This is a genomic window from Paraeggerthella sp. (assembly GCF_048427265.1).
In the GTDB taxonomy this organism is placed as follows: Bacteria; Actinomycetota; Coriobacteriia; order Coriobacteriales; family Eggerthellaceae; genus Paraeggerthella; species Paraeggerthella hominis.
In genome coordinates this window covers 1-18,293 of the sequence record NZ_DBFOSR010000069.1, presented here as the reverse complement: position 1 = coordinate 18,293, position 18,293 = coordinate 1, and the positions used below count along the sequence as shown (strand labels likewise).

Below are 18,293 nucleotides of genomic sequence, written 5' to 3'. Positions count from 1 at the left end.
ATGCGAAATGGCGTTACGGCAGCAAGTTCAAGCCGGCAAGTTCTTCCTTGACGTCGGCCATGCCGTAGTAGTCCAGGCAATCCTTCGTCGGGCAGCCCAGCTTTTCGTCCCAGCCGAACTTAGCGTACGTCATTTCGAGCGCCTTGTTCCAGTCGTCGCGATCCATTTTGTCGGTGCCTTCGGTGAAGGGCTGCTTGTCGGGATCCTTGGTGAACACCCACTCGGTGATGACGTCGTGGACGTTGCGCATGTCGTTGCAGCCTATCGTGCCGTCGGGGTCCATCATGCCGCGCACCGTTGCGGCACGCTGCAGCGTCATGATGCGCGCGCCCGCTTTGTACAGGTCATCCGTGGACACCTGCTCGCCGGTGACGGCGGTGAAGAACTTGGCTTCCAGATCCAGGTCGCCGCGGTAATCGCGCGTCTTCGAGGGGCTCATGGACATGGGCCACACCCAGTTGCACAGCGTAAGCGAGTCGTGCAGCACGTCGGTCACGATGCTCCACCAAGCGAAGTTCGCCTTGTGCTCGTTCATGGGGGTGTAGTTCTTGTCGGCGTCGATGGCGTCCTCGCCGCCCCAGATCTCGGCAGCTATCTGCTTCTTTAGGTCGAAGGGCAAGCCGCAGCCCTGGAAGTTGACGGCGGAGTGGATCATGTCGTCGCGGTTGAACATCATGTTGTACACGCCGCCCACCTGGCCGAAGCATTCGATGGCGTGGTGCACGGGCCAGCCGCGGTAGTTGATCAGCGCGGAAGCCGGCTTGTCGAACCATCCCATGTCGTCCCAGCGCTTGCACCACACGATGGGGCCGTGCGCGATGTAGGACATCTCGTTGTCGCCCTTGGCAATGTGCTGCAGCACCTTCACCATCAAGCTGGGATCGTTGCTCTTGAGGCCCTCCCAGTCGAACAACGCGTATTCCTCGGGCGGCAGCACGCGCTCGAAGATGCCGGTCGCGTAGCAGTGCGCGATGTCGCGGTACAGCTGCGCGTAGTTGCACCACAAGCCCAGGTCGTCGACCGTAGAGCCCATAGCCTGGTTCCAAATTACAAAATCCTCGGAGCCGTTTTCAACGGTGGTCTTGTCTCCCAAAATCTTGATCATGTACAGGAACGGGAAGTTCGGCACGCAGGTGTTGCCCGTGATCTCGAAGCCGCCGTTGTCCTTGCTGCCGGGTACGCGCAGGTCCGAGTAACAGTGGATGGGGCAGCTGTGGCAGCCGTTCATCTTGATGGTGTACTTCTCGGCTTCAGGGCCGTCGTCCTTTACGGACTTCATGCAGCGGTAGCCCACCGTGTTCAATTCGCCGGGCTTGGGCTCGCCGGTTTCGATGGGGCCGCCTTCGGCCTGCGCCCAGTACAGACCCTTGCGCGCCGTCCAGCGGGAGCCCTTGTCGTAGTACTCGGCCCATTCCTGCTGCGTGGAGGGAACCACGTGGTTGTTGTTCGATCCCACGATATCGCGCAGCATGTAGTCGGACAGCTCCGCTACCGTTTGCGGGTCGGCTACGTTCACGCTGCCGTTGCCTTCGACCACCAGAGCCTTGATCTTCTTCGATCCCATGATGGTGCCCACGCCGGCGCCTGCCGAGTGGTTGCGCGAGTTCATGAGGCATGCGTACGGAACCAGGTTCTCGCCGGCGGGGCCGATGGTGGCCACGCATGCGCTCATGCCCTCGATGCGGTTCAGCGTTTCGGTGGTGGCGCGGGTTCCCATGCCCCAGATGAAGCTGGCGTCCTTGATTTCCACCTGGTCGTCTTTGATGTGCAGGTACACGGGCTTGCTGGAAGCGCCCTCAAGCACGATGGCGTCGTAGCCGGCCAGCTTGATCTTCGCGCCGATCATGCCGCCGCAGTGCGCATCGACCGGAAGGTGGTCGGTGGTGAAGGTGGACAAGAAGCTGATGGTGGTGCGGCCGGCCAAGGGCACGCCCGATGCCGTCAGGGGGCCAACGGCGAAGACGATCTTGGACTCGGGCGCCAAAGGATCGGTTCCTGCGGGAACTTCGTCGTAGATGATCTTGTTGGCAAGGCCCATGCCGCCGATGTAAGCCTTGTAGGGGTCGGTCGGTTGCGTCGTGATCGCGCCCGTGCTGAGGTCGACGCGGAGGATCTTACCGGCCCATCCGTACGATTTTTCGTCAGCCATGTTTGCATCTCCAAATTCTTGATAGTCGGCTCTTTGTTGTGTGAGAACCCAGGGGATGCGTGCGGAACACGGTGACAGAATTCGTCGCCGCCCAGTATGCCTTGCTCTTCTGAAGTGCGCGTACCCTGTTTGAGGGTATTTCGCAAAAATGCCCGATTAAAGCCAAAAGCACCTCAAAGAGGGTAGGGACGTTTGCGTAGGGTAGGCATACTGCAATTGTTGTGTGAACCAGGAAACGCAGAAATGCAAGGATAGCGCGGGACGGGCCTCCCTGGGCGCAAAGGAAAGCGCTCGCAGGGCGGCGAAACCACTGAAACGAGACTCACCATATATGTGAGGGGGGAGTATCAGGCTATGTCAGATACCAATCTGAACAACAACACCTCCGAGGAACAGCGCGCTCAGGCCAAGGAGCCCGCAGCGGCTGGATCCGCTGCGACGCCCGCCGCGTCCGAGGAGACTCCGAAGAAGAAAAACATCACGCGCCGCGACGTGCTGGCCATGGCCGGTTGCGGTGTAGCCGGCTTGGTGGTCGGTGGCGTGCTGGCTTCGTGGGGCGTGACGTCCGCCTCGATCGCCTCGGGGCGCATCGACATTCGCACGACGCCCACCAAGATGATCGTGACCGACCGTGCCCGCTGTTCGGGCTGCCAGCGTTGCGAGATGATGTGCACGCTGAAGAACGACGGTCGCGTGTGCCAGCACATTGCTCGCGTGCGTGTGTGGGAAAACTACAACTGGGGGGCCGGCCCCGACACCGGCGACGGCGTGTTCGGCGACGGCAACGGAGCTTGCGAGTTCACGGTGGAGCATTGCAAGCAGTGCGCCGACCCGCAGTGCATGAACTACTGCCCGGTTCACGCCATCTACTGCGACGAAGAAAGCGGCGCGCGCACGGTAGACGTCAAGAAGTGCATCGGATGCGGCATGTGCCACATGGCGTGCCCGTGGAACATGCCCGTGGTGGACTCCGAAACGGGCGTCTCGACGAAGTGCATTTCGTGCGGCCGCTGCGCCGAGCAGTGCCCCAATGGCGCCATCAAGTTCATCGACTGGGAAGACATTGCTCAGAAGGTCATCGATCAGGGCGTCGTGAGGACGGCGACCCTCGTGCAGGGATAACCCCGGTTCATCTGTTGTTGATGCGCGACAAGGGCATGATTCAAGGAGAGGAGGAAAGGCGATGATGAAAGACGAGGCCATGCTTTCGGTGCTGTCGATGTGCTTTGCGCCGGTTGAGGAAGCCGAATGGAAGCAGGCGTCGACCGGTGCCGCGTGGTCGGATTTCCTTGACGCCGCGCGTTGCGCCATGCAGGACGATCGAGCCTTCGGGGAAACTCCCAGCCCTATCGCCAATGCGCGCAGGCGTTGCCCGTTGCAGGAATTTCTTTCCGTCGGCGAGGTGAACGCCTTGTTCCGTCCTCCTACGTACCAGGAAAAGCGGGCGTTCGCGGCTCGGCATTTCGTTGGCGGGCTTCCCGAGTCGGCTTTGCCCGTCGAGTCTTTGTACCGACCTTGGACCAGCGCGGCAGGATCTTCGCCGTTCTTGCGCAATACGGGTGGATTGTACTGGGGGGATTCGGCGCTGTACATGCGCGATCTCATCGAGCGCTTGGGCTTTCAGGTGCCGCCGGAGTTTTCGGCGTGTCCCGATCATCTAGCCCTTGAGCTTGATCTTGCGGCAACGCTGCTGCGTTTTGACATGCGCGACGAAGCGCGACTGTTCCTTGTGGAACGGCTTGGCTGGCTTACGGCGTATCGGTTGCGGTTGCTGTCGCTTGAAGACGATGCGAGTTTCTACATTGGCCTGATCGACGTGCTCATGGGGATATGGGCGCAGGTTTCGCCGACGGAGATGAGCGCATGACGGGTGTCGAGCACATCGAATGCACGTGCATGCATATAGAGAGGAAACAACTATGTCAGAACACGCTATAACCAGGCGAGGCTTTCTGGCTGGGAGTGCCGGGGCGGTCGCGCTTGCGACGGCGTCCGGGTTCGTGAGCTTCGACGCGTGGCAGCAGGCTCACGCTGACGAGCCGACGAACGGGGAGACGAAGACGGTCCACACGCTGTGCAATGCTTGCTCGAGCAAGTGCGGCTTCTCCGCCTACGTCGTGAACGGGCGTTTGACGAAGCTTATCGGCGACGCCGACCATCCCTACGCCAAGGGCAAGCTGTGCGCCCGCGGCTACGGCTATTCCCAGATTGCCTATTCGAAGGATCGTCTGACCGATCCGCTCAAGAAAAACGACAAGGGTGCGTTCGAGGCCATCACGTGGGATCAAGCATACAGCGAGATCGCCGAAAAGGTGAAGGGCATCATCGCCTCCGACGGCCCTCAGGCCCTGGCCATGGTCCAGGACCCGCGCCCGTCGGGCAAGTACTACACGAAGCGCTTCATGAACGCGCTGGGTTCGGCGAACGTGTACACGCACGGCGCCGCCTGCAACCTGTCGAAGGAAGCCGGCTTCACGCAGGCTATCGGCGCGGGCAATTACTCCAGCGATGTGGCGAACTCCAAGATGACCATGTTCATCGGCCGCAGCTACGCTGACGCCATTCGCCCCAGCTCGGTGGCTTCGTTGCAGAAGGCTCATGACAAGGGCGCGCATATCGTGCTGGTGGACCCGCGCTGCAACAACTCCATCAAGTTTGCCGACGAGTGGGTGCCCATCAATCCCGGCACCGACCTTGCCCTGGTGCTTGCTATGGCAAACGTGCTGGTCACGCGAGACCTGTACGACAAGAACTACGTTGCCGAGAACACCGTGGGCTTCGATCAGTGGGCGAAAGAGCTTGAAGCGTATCCGCCTTCGTGGGCCGAAAAGGTCACGGGCATCCGCGCCGAGACGATCGATCGCTTGGCGGTGGAATTCGCCCAGGCCGCTCCTGCGGCTTCCATCGAGCCCAGCTGGCGCGGCGCGTTCGGCTGCTCGTACGTGAACTCCGGTGAGACGGCGCGCGCCATTGCGCTGTTCAACACGCTATTGGGCTGCTGGAACCAGAAGGGCGGCGCGCTGTTCACTTCGAGCGTTTCCGCTGGCGACGTGGACAAGGCGCAGTTCCCCAGCGTTCCCAAGCCCGAAGGCAAGATTGCCGGCTCCGAAGAGTATCCGCTGGCGCTTTCGGGAATGGGCACGAACCTGTTTGCGGCGCAGCAGGCCAAAGAAGGCGTGTTGAAGGGCATGTTCTTCTACAACTCGAACATGGCTGCCGGGTACTCCAACACCGCGTACCTCAACGAAGCGCTGTCCAATTTGGACCTGATGGTGGTCGTGGACGTGCAGATGTCCGAAACCGCCATGCTGGCCGACTACGTGCTGCCCGACACCAGCTACCTGGAGCGCTTGGAGCTGCCCGAGTTCATCGGCGGCAAGGTTCCGGCGGTGTCGTTGCGCGATCAGGTGCTCGACAAGATTCATCCCAATACCAAGCCGGTCGATCAGATTTTCAGCGAGCTGGCCGACGCGTGCGGCGTGGGAGAGTACTTCCAGTTCAGCGTGGACGAACTGGCTGACGCGCAGCTGAAGACCGTGGGCCTTTCGCTCGACGCGCTCAAGCGAACGGGCACGGCATACTTCCCCGAAAAGGAGTTCTCGTACGGAAACGCTCCCAAGTGGAAGACCCCCTCGGGCAAGGTTCAGTTTGCCAGCGAGGCGTGCGAGAAGGCGGGGCTGTCCGCGGTTCCCGTGTGGGTGGAGCCGGCAATCATGCCGATCGGAAACGAACTGCGTCTGATTGGCGGCAAGCAGGCTATCCACAGCCACACGCAGACGGCGAACATCGAAGACCTCATGCAGATCACGAAGGACTACGATCTGACGCGCGTTTGGATCAACGCCGACGTGGCCGACAGCCTGGGCATTGCCGATGGCGACGAGGTGGAGGTTTCGAACGATCAGCACACGGGTCGCGTTCGTGCAAAGGTGACGCAGCGCATCAATCCTACGGCGCTGTACATGCCCAGCCACTACGGCTGCTCGGTGCCCGATCAGCATACGGCGTACAACGTGGGCTTGCGCCAAATGGATTTCGTGCCCTTCCACATGGAGCCCGGATATGGGTCGGCGATGACGCAGGAAGCGGTCGTCACGGTTAAGAAGGTGGGTGCGTAATGGCTCGCTACGGAATGCTCATCAACACGAAGAAGTGCATTGGCTGCTACGCCTGCCGCGTGGCCTGCCAGCGCCAGAACGATCTGTTGCCTACGCAGCACTTCATTCGCTACGAGGAACAGGAAACGGGAACGTATCCCAACGTGGGGGTGGAGACGGTGCCGTTGCAGTGCATGCACTGCGAGGACGCTCCCTGCGTGGCGGTGTGCCCGACGGGCGCTGCGTTCATCGGCGCCGACGGCGTGGTGGGCGTTGACCACGGTCGCTGCATCGGATGCAAGTACTGCATGGCGGCGTGCCCCTACCAGGTGCGTTCGTTCAACGAGGAAACGGGAACCGTTGACAAGTGCCGCTTCTGCACGGTGTCGGCCGAGGTGACGGGCACGAAGATGTGCTCGTGCGTGGAGGCGTGCCTGACGGATGCCCGCATCTTCGGCGACTTGGACGATCCCGAGTCCAAGATATCCAAGGCCATTGTCGCGGAGGGCGCTCAGCCTATTTCCGGCGACTTGACCAAAGTCAAAGTATTCTACGTGAGGTGATGAACGATGACGTTTGAACCGATTTGGGGCTCCATCATCGCATGGTACCTGTTCCTCGCCGGTCTCGGCGGCGGCGCGTTCGTCACCTCCGCCTTCTTGGGCTGGCGTCATCCCGAAGCGGTGAACATGCGCAAGATCGGCCATATCGTGGCTCCTGTTGCGGTGGTCATCGGCTTGGTTTTGCTGATGTTCGACGCCGAGGGCGGCCTGCACAATCCGCTGCGCTTCGCGCTGCTGCTTACGAACTTCGGGTCTGTTATGACCTGGGGCGTGGTGTTCCTGGCTGGCTTCACCGTGCTTGCTCTGGTGGCGCTTTTGCTGGACATCCTGAAGAAGAACGTGCCGGTGTGGCTTGACATTGCGGGAACGGTGTTCGGCGTGGCCGTAGCCATGTACACGGGTGCCCTGCTGGGCGTGTGCAAGACGTTCCCCTTGTGGAACAACGCGCTGCTGCCTGTTTTGTTCCTGGTATCGGCTTTGTCGGCCGGTGCAGCTTCCGTGCTGCTCATCAGCATTGTGAAGCATGCCGACGAGTTCAACCGCGTGGGCGTGCTGAAGAAGTTCCACTTCTGCCTGCCCATCATCGAGTTGGTTTTGGTGGCTGCGCTGCTGTTCATCACGTCGAGCAACTCGGTTGCAGGGTGGAACTCGGTGGTCAGCTTGGTGTCCGGAGGATATGCGGCGCTGTTCTGGTTCGGCTTGGTGCTGATTGGCTTGGTGATTCCTACCGCCCTGGAGACGTGGCTGCTGTTCTTCAGCCCGAAGGAGTTCGAGGAAAGCCGCAAGGCACATTGGATCAGCTTCGGCTCCGATGCAGGCGTGCTCATAGGCGGCTTTCTGCTGCGCTACCTGGTGGTTGTTGCTGCGCTGCCCCTTACGATGGTCGTGCCTGCTCTGTAGTCCGAGGCACACGGCAAACGTGCGTGCGCGCCGCTTTCTTGGGAAGGCGGCGCGCTTTTTGTCGGGTCTGCAGGTTTGGCCCGCGCGCTGGGCGAGCGTGCGGAAGCGCTTCGGCTGACGCTGGATCCCTTGCGTTTCGGGGTTCTTCTTGGGATGGTTTCTCTTCGGAACCGCTTGGCACAATGTAAGGTTGGTTTTCTTGTATTGCTTTATAATGGGAACCTTCAAACGAAGGGAATGAGCATAAGCACTACGACGTCATACGAACGCGAATGGTCACCGGTGGGCCTTGCTTTGTCATGCGTGCTGGCCGCATTCGGCTTGTGCTTGCACGCCGACAACCAACTGCTTGCCGTGTACGCTCTCGAGGGCGTTGCGGGCCTGTTCGCATGCTCGTTTCTTATCGGGGTGGTGTCGCTTTGCATGGCGGTGCTGGTTTCGGCGCACGATGAAGAGCAACGACGCTGGTCGATAGGCATTGGCTTGTTCGCCAGCATTGTCGGCGTAGGGTTTGCCCTGCTGACGGGTCTGTTGCCTGCGGCGGTATGCGCTGCGGGATCGGGGCTGTTCCTGGGCTTTGGCCTTACCTGCCTGCTGCGCCAGTGGGGGCGTTATTACCGGCTGTTCACGCATCGCGGCGCGCTTCTGAACACGGCGCTTTCCTTTTTGGCGGCTGCATGTTGGTGGTTCGCGATGGAATTTGCCGGAACTCCCTTTCTGTTCTGCCTGGGTCTTCTTGTTCTGGCCGTTTGCGGAGGGCTGCCGCTTCTTGCGCGGGAAATCGTGCTTGCCGACGAGGTGCGCGCCGGTCTTCGCGACGACTACGTTGCGCCTAAGCCTATCTCCACCATGTCTCAGGCCATGCGCAACGGATGGGCTGCCGTGCTGGGCCTCATGTTCAACTTCTTCATGATCGGAGCGACGTTTTGGCCGTACGCGGGTGGATTGTCCGCAACGGGAATTTCCCCGAAGCCTTTGGCGTACCTGCTTGTGTTCGCACTGGTGTGGTGGGTTGTTTCTCGTACGCGTGAAATCGTCGGCGGCGCTATGGAGTCGTTCTACCGTGCGGCGCTGCCGTGTTCGGCGCTGCTTCTTCTGGCGTATCCTCTGCTGAGTTCGGTTGATGTTTTGCAGGGCTCGATCGCGCTCCAAGTGATTTCGTATCTGGGCGTGGCCGTGTTCAATATTTTGGGCCTGGTGGTGCTGTTCTGGACCGCCAAAAGCTCTGAGGTGGGCTTTTCTCGCGTGTTCGCCATGTTCTGCACAAGCTGCGCCGCAAGCGTTGCGGCGGGGATGGTTGCGTTTCAGTTGCTGGGCGACGGCGCTCAGAAAATCGCGTTGCTCATGTTGGCTGTCTACGTGGTGGTTGTCCTTCTTGCCCAGGTTAGGGCTCGCATCGTCCGGTCTATGGCGCAGTAGGTTGCGCGCCCGCCGCCGGGTGCGAAGGCATCGGCTGGCTGCCCGGTTGCCTAGTTGGGCGTGGCGCGCGGCTTCTCGCTCGGCGGCGGGTACGATCGGCCTCTTTCCTTGCGCACTCTGTGAATTCGCGGCAACGCGTATGTCTTAAATGATTGATCAGCGGTATCATAAATGCAGATGAACAGGGGCGTCGCATGCGGCGCTCGCGGTTACAAAGGAGGAGTTTTTCATGGATGCTCGCGTATACGAACTGCTGAACGACCAGATCAACAAAGAGCTGTACTCGGCGTACCTGTACCTGTCTTTCGCCGACTACTACGAAGAAGAGGGTCTGGAAGGCTTCGCCAATTGGTACGAGATTCAGGCCCAGGAAGAGCGCGATCACGCGATGATCTTCCGCAACTACCTGCATGAGAACGGCCAGAGCGTGAAGCTGCTGGCTATCGACCAGCCCGACAAGGAGTTCTCGAACTACTTGGAGCCGCTGGAGGCTGCTCTCGAGCACGAGAAGTACGTGACCAGCCTTATCAACGACATCTACAGCGCTGCTGCCGATGCGAAGGACTACCGCACGATGAAGTTCCTCGATTGGTTCATCGAGGAACAGCAGGAGGAAGAGGACAACGCCGACAAGATGATCACGCGCATGAAGCTGTTCGGCTCGGATGCCAAGGCTCTCTACGACCTGGATCAGGAAAACGCCGCGCGCGTCTACACCACGCCGTCGCCGCTGGCTAACGCATAGCCGCAAGCGATCTGCCTTTGCTTGTTGGACGCCCCCGCTTCGCCGGGGGCGTTTTTTCGTTCTGCATCCCGGGTGCCGAGGGCGGGCTTCATACGGCTTGGATGGCGGGCTTCGATCGCTTTTTCCGAGCCTTTCGCTTCTCTTTGCCGACCTTGCTGCCGAGTTCAAAAATGAATAAAATCCCCGTCTTTTTGTATATGAGTAGCAAGGTCCTCTTGATGACGGGCAAAGGTCCGTTAGGTAACAATTTCGTTGTTCACCTGCACAAAAACCCTGGAAAGGGTTCGCTTTTAGGGTAAAAGAGAGTACAATCGCGGTGTCCGACAGTTGAATAGAAACGCAATACGAACGATAAGACTATCTTCGCCAAGTAAACAGTCTCGTGCGGTTATTATTGCGGACATCGTGAAAGCGATGGGCTAGTAGGAAAAGCAGCAAAAGCCAAGCGATACTGTCGGTATTCCTTTCGATGAGGCCGGGGCGCAACCCCCGGCCTCATTACGTATTCCCCTGTTCGCGGCTCTCGAAAGCAAAGCGTTACGGTTTGCTTTCCGATCGTCCAGCCCTCGGAAGCCCCACAATCGTGTGCCAAATAGGTAGAGGGGGTTTTCTGGGTATGCGGTAAGGTGTACGGTAATGGTTCTGCGAAATGATCGAAAGGAAGTACAAGTTGCAACAGGCTTTGCTTTGGGCCGCCGCCGGTACCGGATTCACGTTTCTCATGACCACGTTGGGCGCTGCTTCGGTTTTCCTGTTCCGAAAGCGCGACAGCCTGCTGTTCCAGCGCATCTTCTTGGGGTTCGCCGCGGGCGTTATGATCGCGGCTTCAGTGTGGTCGCTGCTCATTCCGGCTATCGAGCGCGCTGAGGAAGCGGGCCAGATCGGATGGATCCCCGCAGCTGGCGGATTCGCTTTGGGCGTGGCGTTTCTTATGGCGCTGCATCAACTGCTGCCGCATTTGCATCCAGGAGATAGCAAGCCCGAAGGCTTGCCCAGCAAATGGAATCGACCCACGCTGCTGTTCACGGCGGTAACCTTGCATAACATTCCCGAAGGCATGAGCGTGGGCTTGCTGTTTGCTATGGCGGCGCAAAACGGCGGCGATCCTGCAATGTTCGGCATGGCCGTAGCGCTGGCTATTGGCATCGGTATCCAAAACGTGCCCGAAGGGGCGGCCGTGGCGCTGCCTATGCTGCAAGAGGGAATGAGCGCGCCGAAGGCGTTTGCGCTGGGTACGTTGTCGGGTCTGGCCGAACCCGTATTCGGCATTCTCGTGGTGCTTTTCGCGGGGCTTATCTCGCCGTACATGCCGTGGATGCTGGCGTTCTCGGCTGGCGCCATGATGTACGTTGTGGTGGAGGAACTCATACCCGAGGCGCATCTGGGCGACCACTCCAACGCCGGCACCCTTGGCGTGATGGCCGGCTTCTTGGTCATGATGGTCTTGGACGTGGCGCTGGGGTAAGGCGCTGCGAACAGGCATGAAAAAGCCCGCAAGCAAAGCGGGCTTTTTCATGTGCGAATCTCGAACAAGGTTGCGCTACTGCGCCGGAGGGGTGGGAGGCTGCTGCTGGTTTCCGGGCTGCTGTGCGTAACCGTACACGGGCTGCGCCTGGCCGTAGGGCACCATGGGCGCGCGCCTCAGCTTGTTGATGTACACGGCGGATACGATAAGCAGCACCATGGTAATAAGGTTGCCGCACAAAAACGAGAATACGGCGCCTGCGATGGCCCAGCCGAAAGCTCCGCCCAGTTTGTCCACGTTGTTGTAGTTGCGCATTCCCAGGATTGCCGCCACCAACGGAACGATGGAGCAGATTATCAACCAGCCCATGAACATGCCGAGAACGCCCAGGCTCAGCATGGCTAGGACAACGACCTCGTCGCCGCTCAGAGAGTCCGCGCTTATCCCCGAGCCGTTGTCGATCTCGATAGCAGCGGAACTCGCGACGCTTGGATCGCTGAGCGCTACGCCGCCGATGCCCAGAAAGATCATGACCAGCAAGGAGCCGGCAACGGCAAGTATGGACAGAATCAAGACGGCAATGCTCAGCCCACGAACTACTTTCGCATCAGAGTTAGGCATGGCAATTTCCTTTCGAACGGTGTACGGTACACGCGTATGTACTATGCTTGCTATTGTACGCTAGGCGGCAAGCCTGCTGCGCTCGGGGCGCGGTAACGGTTCAGTCAAAAGAAAGTTGGTCATGGTCATGGAGAACTTTGAATTCGTGTCGCCGACTCATTTCGTATTCGGCAAAGACGCAGAACTGCAGGTGGGGACAAAGTTGGCCGAACGTGGCGCCCGAAAGGTGCTGCTGCATTTCGGCGGCAAAAGCGCTTTGGCCAGCGGCTTGATCGATCGCGTCAAAGAGTCTTTGGAGGCGCACGGCATCGAGCACGTGACGTTGGGGGGCGTTCGTCCCAACCCTGAAATCACGTTGGTGCGCGAAGGCGTAGCGCTATGCAAGCAGCACGAGGTGGATTGGGTACTGGCTGTGGGCGGCGGGTCGGTTGTTGACTCGGCGAAGGCGATCGCGGTGGGCGCGCGCTACGAAGGCGACGTGTGGGATTTCTTCGAGTCGAAGCGGCCGACGAACGACGTGCTGCCCATTGCCGTGGTGCTGACCATTCCGGCGGCTGGCAGCGAGGCGTCGAAGAACACGGTGGTCTCGAACGATGCGTTGCAAATGAAAACAGGGTATGCGAACAACGCGCAGCGCCCGAAGCTTGCGTTCATGAACCCCGAGCTCACGTTCACCTTGCCGCCGTTCCAGACGGCTGCCGGCTGCACCGATATGTTCTGCCACTTGCTCGAGCGCTTCTTCGACGACGTGGGCGCGGTTCCGGTGACGGACAATCTGTGCTTGTCGCTTATGAAGACGGTGCGCGCCGAGGCTCCGCGTGTTCTGGCCGATCCCGACAATTACGATGCGCGTGCAAACGTCATGTGGGCGGGCATGCTGTGCCATCAGGGTTTGGCGGGCGTTGGTCGGCATGAGGACTGGGCAACGCACGGCTTGGAGCACGAGCTTTCCGCACTGTATCCGGAGATTACCCACGGCGCGGGCTTGGCCGTCATGTTCCCGGCTTGGATGGAATTCGTGTACGACGCGAACCCGGCTCGCTTCGCCTACTACGGGCGCGAGGTGTTCGGGCTGGCTCCCACGGGAGATGTGGCCGCCGACGCTCTGTCGGCTATCGACGAAACCCGTTCGTTCTTCGCGTCGTTGGGCATGCCGATGACCTTGGACGAGCTGGGCGTTGAAGAAGCCGATATCGATAAGCTGATTCCCACGCTCAAAGAGAACAAGGGCGAGCCGTTCGGCAGCTTCAAGAAGCTGAGCATGGACGACGCAAAGGCCGTCTATCGCATCGCTTTTGCATCGGGCGACGAATAGCATGTGATTGTCGGGGGCCGCATGCGGCCCCCGACTTACATGAAGCAGCTGGCTACGATCACGATGGCGGTTGTGAGCAGGCCCGCCACCGCGATGGCCACGCCGCTCATGGCGCCTTCGAGCTCTCCCATTTCGATAGCTTTGGTGGTGCCAACGGCGTGTGCGCAGGTTCCGATGGCCACGCCGCGTGCCACGCGGTTGCGCACGCGGAACACGCGCGTCATGAGCGGCGCGAATATGGCTCCCAGAACGCCGGTTACGATAACGGCCGCCACCGTGATGGAAGTGATGCCTCCAAGCTGCTGGGAAACGGCGATGGCGATGGGCGTGGTGACCGACTTGGGAACGAACGAAAGCGCCATGTCGTCGCCCAAACCGAGCAGTTTGCACAACCCGTACGCGCTGACCATGGAAACGATGGAACCTACCAAGCAGCCGGCGAAAATAGGTGCGAAGTGCTTCTTCAGGATCTGGCGCTGCTGGTATACCGAATATGCCAGCGCTACGGTTGCGGGTCCCAGCAAGAACGAGATCACCCGGACGCTTTCCTCGTAGGATTCCAGAGGAATGCGAAAGATGCTCAGCACGGCGATGACGAATACCACCGTGACCAGGAGGGGATTGAGAAGCGGGGAGTTAACGCGGCGGTACAGCAGGACCGAAAGCTTGAACGTCGCAACGGAAAGCACGGTGCCCACAATAAGCGTGAGAATAAGCGGCGCCATGCTCTACCTCTTTTCCCATCGATCCATCAGGCGCGATACGAACACCACGGTTCCTGACGTAGCCAAAAACACCAGCACGGTTGTTGCTACGCAGACCAGGGCAAACTTCGCCACGTTTCCTTCCAGCAGAGAAACGCACCCCATGATGGCAACTCCGGCGGGAATGAAGAACAGCGACATGTTGTCGATAAGGCACGTGCACGCATCGCCGACATGCCGCGTTTTCAGGAGGCCCGTTCCCAAAAGCGCCAGCAGCAGCACCATGCCCACGATGTTTCCAGGCAGGGTGATGGGAAGTACCGAGGCGAGCGCGCAGCCTGCGGCGTACACGCCCAGAAGCAAGACGAGTTGGGCGAGAATTTTCGCGATGCGCTTTGCGGCGGCGCCGGTTTTCGATCGCCATGATGCGGCGTTTTTCGGGGACGTAGACGCGTGTCCCGAGGCGTCGCGAGAGACGCCTTCGATGTGCTCCATGGTTCGGATCCTCACGTGATGTGCGGATCCGATGCCCGCGCGCGACGACGACGTGCGGCGCCCGCGGGCATCGGATCAATGCGAAGCGGCTAGTTCCTGTCCATCATAAAGCGAAATGCTCGGTTGTCCATGGAGGCTTTCTGGAGATAGAAAAACGATCCCTTTCGCACAAGGCGATCGGGACCGTCGGGCAGCGTCGAAAGACGCGGTGCTTGCGGGCGCTTGGCGTTCTAGTCGTCGGCTCCTACCAGGGAGTTCATGATTCCCGACACGATGCTGATCACGATGGATGCCACGAACGCGCTGCCGAAGGTGGCAATGGCGAACCCAACTTGGAAGATGCCGTTTGCAAGCCATGCGGCTACGTACAGCAAAAACGTGTTTACGATCAGATAGAAGATGCCCAGCGTGATGACGGTGATGGGAAGGCTCAGCACCTGCATGAGCGGTTTGATGCTGATGTTGACAAGCGCCAACATCAAGCCGAAGATGGCGATTCCCACCCATGCCTCGTTGCCGCCGATGATCTCGATGCCGGGAACCAGCCATACGGCCACGCCGACGGCGATAGCGGTGACCAGCCAGCGGATGATGAAGTTCATGGGAAGTCCTTTCACGTACGGTGTCTCGCAGACTACTATACCGTGCGTCGCTGAATGCTTCTTAAAAGAGTTATAGATCCGTTACCGCTTACGCTGGCGTTGTCCTTCGGTTTTGAGCGGGCTTATCTGCACGCAGGCCCGGCATGCTCATGCCGGGCCTGCGTATCAAGCGAGCGTTGGGTTAGAAGCGCAGCGACAGGCAGCTCAGGCCGCCGTCCAGCTTGCGGTACTCGGACGTGTCGACAGTCAGCGTCTGGTAGCCCGCGTCCTGCACGGCTGCCAAAACGGTCGGGTAGCCCTCGGGCACGATGACCGTGCCGTTCACCCAGATGCAGTTGGCGGCGTAGGCCTCGTCCTCGGGAATCTGGATCTTGTTGTACTGAGCGAAGTCGGGCTTCGTCACGAATTCGCCGGACACCAGCATGTTGTTGTCCTCGAGGTAGTTCACGCCCGTCTTCAGGTGCAGGACGAATTCCAGCGGCACTTCGGAGCCTTCGAGGCCCCAGCCTTCCAGGATCTCGAAGAACTGGCGGATGCCCTCTTCATTGGTGCGAGCGGAGCGTCCCACGTAGAAGTGGTCGCCCACCATCATGACGTCGCCGCCGTCCAGCGTGCCCGGGGCAACGATGTGCTTCACGTGCTCGTCATCGAAGAACTGGCGAACAGCGGGCTCGATCTCGTCTTTCTCGCCGTTGCGGCTGGCGGCGCCAGGGTTCGCGATGATGGCGCCCTTGCGCGTGATGACCGCCGGGTCCTCGACGAAGCAGGAGTCGGGGAACTGCTCGAGCGCGGGCAGGACGGTTACCTCGACGCCGCATTCCTTCAGGGCCGCAATGTAGTCGTCATGCTGCTTGCAGGCCAGCTCGTAGTCGGGCTTGCCCAGCTCGGGTGCGGAGGTGATGCCTTCGACCATCGATTTGGCGGGGCGGCGGACGATGACGTTCGTGAACTTGGTCATTGCGAATCCTTTCGCGCGGTTCGGTGCTGCCGGTATTCCTTATGGTGCAAACTGTAGCTTGGATATTGTATACAATCAAGGCGTATAAGGAAAAAGTTACCGCCCGGACACGACGCCTTGGCAACGCGCTCGGACGGCATGACGGTGCAAAGCCCGGTCGATCTTGGGGAAAGCAAGCGAGCACGCGTGAAGCGGGCGTGCGTGAAAAAGGTCGCCACCCCGGCGTTTGCGCCTGGCTGTTTTCGGGAATGTCTAAGGGCTCGTTTGCCCTGTTCTTCGCAGAGGGCAGGGTTGCGCGTATGATATATTGGTATGCAGTGCAGCAGCGTGACAGGCGGATTACATGACAAACGAGTACCGGTCGCTGAAGGGCCATGTGTACGACTACATCGTTGATCTTATTGACGGCGGTGCGCTGGCCGACGACCACAAAATCAGCGAGCAGCAGATATGCGAGGCGCTAGGCGTGAGCCGTACGCCGGTGCGCGAGGCGCTCATTCAGCTTGCCTCCGACGGTTATCTTGAAAACGTTCCGCGCAAGGGGTTTTACGTGAAAAGCGTGACCGAGGACAGCGCTCGGGAGATTGTCGAGGTCATCGGGCCTTTAGACGGGCGGGCGGCTCTGCTTGCGGTGGACCGCATGACCGACGAGGACCTTGCCCAACTGCAGTTTCTGCACGGTTCGATGGAGCTGGCCATCGAGAAGCGCCTGTATAAAAAATACGACGATCTTCAGCGCGACTTTCACGCCTGCTATATGGAGAAGTGCGGAAACGCTCGCTTGGTGGAGCTTATCCGGCAGTTGAACCGCTGCTTCATGAAGCGCGAGTACGCCCGCGTTGCCGAATCCGATTTGGACGGCCTTTTGCGGCAGGCAAACGACGAGCATGCCGAAATCGTGCGCTTGTTCGAAAGCCGCGACGGTGCGCGCCTGCAACGCTATATCCGCGATGTTCATTGGAGTGACGACAATGCAAAATTCCTCGTTTGGCAGTAAGGGCGCATGCGCAAGCGTGTTGGAAGATGCCGTGCCGCATCCCGAATGCCCCGTTGAGCGCCAGTGCGGTGCGTGCCAGCATATCAGCGTGGCGTACGCCGATCAGCTTGCTGCCAAAGATGCGCAGGTTGCGAAGCTGTTCGCGCAGGTGGCCGATCCGTCTGCGCTTCTGCCTATTTTGGGAATGGAAGACCCCTATTACTACCGCAATAAGGTGGCGTCTCCGTACGCGCCCGGTCGCAAGCTCCCTGCGCCGGGCGGCAAGGGAAAAGCCGATCGCTCGAAGGAAGGTCGAGGCAAGAGCGGCAAAGGCGGCAAGAACGGCAAGGGCGCAGCTCCCCGGCGCGAGATCTTGTGCGGCATGTATGCCGCAGGTACGCATCGCATCGTTTCCACCGATGCCTGCCTGCTGGAAAACCAGCAGGCCAAACGCATTATCCGGGCCATTCGCGATCTTATGCCGCGCTACGGCATAACGCCTTACGACGAAGACAAAGGGGTGGGGTTTTTGCGCCATGCCATTGTGCGCGTGGGGCATACAAGCGAAGAGGTGCTGGTTACGCTGGTAACGAACGGGCGGGAGTTCCCGGCGTCGCGGAATTTCTGCCGCGATTTGGTCAAGCGCTGCCCCGGCGTCACGACGGTCGTGCAGAACGTCAACGAGCGTCAGACGAATGTCATCTTGGGGCAGCGCGAGCAAACGCTCTATGGCCCCGGCTTCATATTGGATAAGCTGTGCGGACTGAGCTTCCGTATTTCTTCGCAGTCGTTTTACCAGGTCAACGCAGTTCAGACTGAAGTTTTGTACCGCCGTGCCATCGAGCTGGCCGAATTCACCGGCAGCGAGAGCGCCATCGACGCCTACTGCGGCACGGGCACCATTGGTTTGGTGGCGGCAAAGCACGGCGCCGCGCAGGTGACGGGCGTGGACAGCGTGGCTTCGGCCATTCGCGACGCGCGCGAGAACGCCCGGCACAACGGGGTGGAAAACGCCCGGTTCGTGGTGGGCGACGCGGGCGATTTCATGCGCGAGCAGGCGGCTGACGGCCAGCGCGTAGACGTGCTGCTGATGGATCCGCCGCGCGCCGGCGCGAGCGAGGAATTCTTGCACGCTGCCGTGGCGCTTGCCCCGAAACGCATGGTTTACATTTCCTGCAACCCTACAACTCAAGTGCGTGACCTGGCGTTTCTACGTGACCGAGGCTTTACGGTCAAGGTTGTTCAGCCGGTTGACATGTTCCCCCATACCGATCACATCGAGAC

General features: G+C 60.1%; 17 protein-coding genes. 11 read left to right on the top strand and 6 right to left on the bottom strand.

Annotated features, from left to right (window positions below; all coding sequences use genetic code 11):
• Positions 1 to 13: 13 nt before the first annotated feature.
• Positions 14 to 2,149: an aldehyde ferredoxin oxidoreductase gene (locus tag ACMNI9_RS06700; RefSeq protein WP_114567297.1), complete on the bottom strand. Its 2,136-nt coding sequence runs from the start codon at positions 2,147 to 2,149 to the stop codon at positions 14 to 16.
• Between the two features lie 354 nt (positions 2,150 to 2,503).
• Between ACMNI9_RS06700 and ACMNI9_RS06695 the strand changes: the two genes are divergently transcribed.
• The 8 genes from ACMNI9_RS06695 to ACMNI9_RS06660 all read left to right on the top strand — a co-directional run bounded on the left by ACMNI9_RS06695 (position 2,504) and on the right by ACMNI9_RS06660 (position 11,338).
• Positions 2,504 to 3,271: a 4Fe-4S binding protein gene (locus tag ACMNI9_RS06695; RefSeq protein ID WP_114567296.1), complete on the top strand. Its 768-nt coding sequence runs from the start codon at positions 2,504 to 2,506 to the stop codon at positions 3,269 to 3,271.
• A gap of 61 nt (positions 3,272 to 3,332) precedes the next feature.
• On the top strand, positions 3,333 to 4,016 hold the full coding sequence (locus tag ACMNI9_RS06690) for a molecular chaperone TorD family protein (RefSeq protein ID WP_225749735.1): 684 nt from the start codon (positions 3,333 to 3,335) through the stop codon (positions 4,014 to 4,016).
• Between the two features lie 52 nt (positions 4,017 to 4,068).
• On the top strand, positions 4,069 to 6,267 hold the full coding sequence (locus ACMNI9_RS06685) for a molybdopterin-containing oxidoreductase family protein (protein WP_216529345.1): 2,199 nt from the start codon (positions 4,069 to 4,071) through the stop codon (positions 6,265 to 6,267).
• Positions 6,267 to 6,809 (top strand): 4Fe-4S dicluster domain-containing protein, encoded by a 543-nt coding sequence (locus tag ACMNI9_RS06680; RefSeq protein ID WP_114567294.1) that lies wholly within the window; start codon positions 6,267 to 6,269, stop codon positions 6,807 to 6,809. The genes ACMNI9_RS06685 and ACMNI9_RS06680 overlap by 1 nt, the downstream gene beginning before the upstream one ends.
• Positions 6,810 to 6,815: 6 nt before the next feature.
• Positions 6,816 to 7,709, top strand: coding sequence for an NrfD/PsrC family molybdoenzyme membrane anchor subunit (gene nrfD / locus ACMNI9_RS06675; protein WP_216529346.1), 894 nt, complete (start codon positions 6,816 to 6,818; stop codon positions 7,707 to 7,709).
• A gap of 237 nt (positions 7,710 to 7,946) precedes the next feature.
• Positions 7,947 to 9,128, top strand: coding sequence for a hypothetical protein (locus ACMNI9_RS06670; protein WP_225749736.1), 1,182 nt, complete (start codon positions 7,947 to 7,949; stop codon positions 9,126 to 9,128).
• Positions 9,129 to 9,357: 229 nt separating this feature from the next.
• Positions 9,358 to 9,873 (top strand): ferritin, encoded by a 516-nt coding sequence (locus ACMNI9_RS06665; protein WP_114567291.1) that lies wholly within the window; start codon positions 9,358 to 9,360, stop codon positions 9,871 to 9,873.
• A gap of 670 nt (positions 9,874 to 10,543) precedes the next feature.
• A complete protein-coding gene (locus tag ACMNI9_RS06660) occupies positions 10,544 to 11,338 on the top strand; it encodes a ZIP family metal transporter (protein ID WP_114567334.1) in 795 nt (264 codons plus the stop codon).
• Between the two features lie 75 nt (positions 11,339 to 11,413).
• Here ACMNI9_RS06660 and ACMNI9_RS06655 read toward each other — a convergent pair whose 3' ends face one another.
• Positions 11,414 to 11,959 carry a hypothetical protein gene (locus ACMNI9_RS06655; protein WP_114567290.1) on the bottom strand — a complete coding sequence of 182 codons (546 nt, stop codon included), beginning with the start codon at positions 11,957 to 11,959 and terminating at the stop codon, positions 11,414 to 11,416.
• Positions 11,960 to 12,086: 127 nt separating this feature from the next.
• Here ACMNI9_RS06655 and ACMNI9_RS06650 point away from each other — a divergent pair, with 127 nt between their 5' ends.
• Positions 12,087 to 13,274, top strand: a complete 1,188-nt coding sequence (locus tag ACMNI9_RS06650) for an iron-containing alcohol dehydrogenase (protein WP_216529415.1) — start codon at positions 12,087 to 12,089, stop codon at positions 13,272 to 13,274.
• Positions 13,275 to 13,309: 35 nt separating this feature from the next.
• Here ACMNI9_RS06650 and ACMNI9_RS06645 read toward each other — a convergent pair whose 3' ends face one another.
• The 4 genes from ACMNI9_RS06645 to ACMNI9_RS06630 form a co-directional block, all read right to left on the bottom strand.
• Entirely contained in the window at positions 13,310 to 13,999 is a 690-nt protein-coding gene (locus ACMNI9_RS06645) for an LrgB family protein (protein ID WP_216529348.1), read from the bottom strand.
• A gap of 3 nt (positions 14,000 to 14,002) precedes the next feature.
• Positions 14,003 to 14,473, bottom strand: a complete 471-nt coding sequence (locus ACMNI9_RS06640) for a CidA/LrgA family protein (RefSeq protein WP_114567288.1) — start codon at positions 14,471 to 14,473, stop codon at positions 14,003 to 14,005.
• 230 nt (positions 14,474 to 14,703) lie between these two features.
• Entirely contained in the window at positions 14,704 to 15,075 is a 372-nt protein-coding gene (locus ACMNI9_RS06635; RefSeq protein ID WP_114567287.1) for a phage holin family protein, read from the bottom strand.
• 181 nt (positions 15,076 to 15,256) lie between these two features.
• A complete protein-coding gene (locus ACMNI9_RS06630; RefSeq protein WP_114567286.1) occupies positions 15,257 to 16,033 on the bottom strand; it encodes a dimethylarginine dimethylaminohydrolase family protein in 777 nt (258 codons plus the stop codon).
• A 343-nt stretch (positions 16,034 to 16,376) separates the two neighbouring features.
• On the opposite strand from ACMNI9_RS06630, the gene ACMNI9_RS06625 reads away from it, so the two are divergent.
• Together ACMNI9_RS06625 and rlmD are read left to right on the top strand one after the other, a co-directional pair.
• Positions 16,377 to 17,030, top strand: coding sequence for a GntR family transcriptional regulator (locus ACMNI9_RS06625; RefSeq protein WP_216529349.1), 654 nt, complete (start codon positions 16,377 to 16,379; stop codon positions 17,028 to 17,030).
• Positions 17,031 to 17,046: 16 nt separating this feature from the next.
• Positions 17,047 to 18,293, top strand: a 1,247-nt coding sequence (gene rlmD, locus ACMNI9_RS06620; RefSeq protein WP_418831309.1) for a 23S rRNA (uracil(1939)-C(5))-methyltransferase RlmD, incomplete at its 3' end; no start/stop codon positions are given.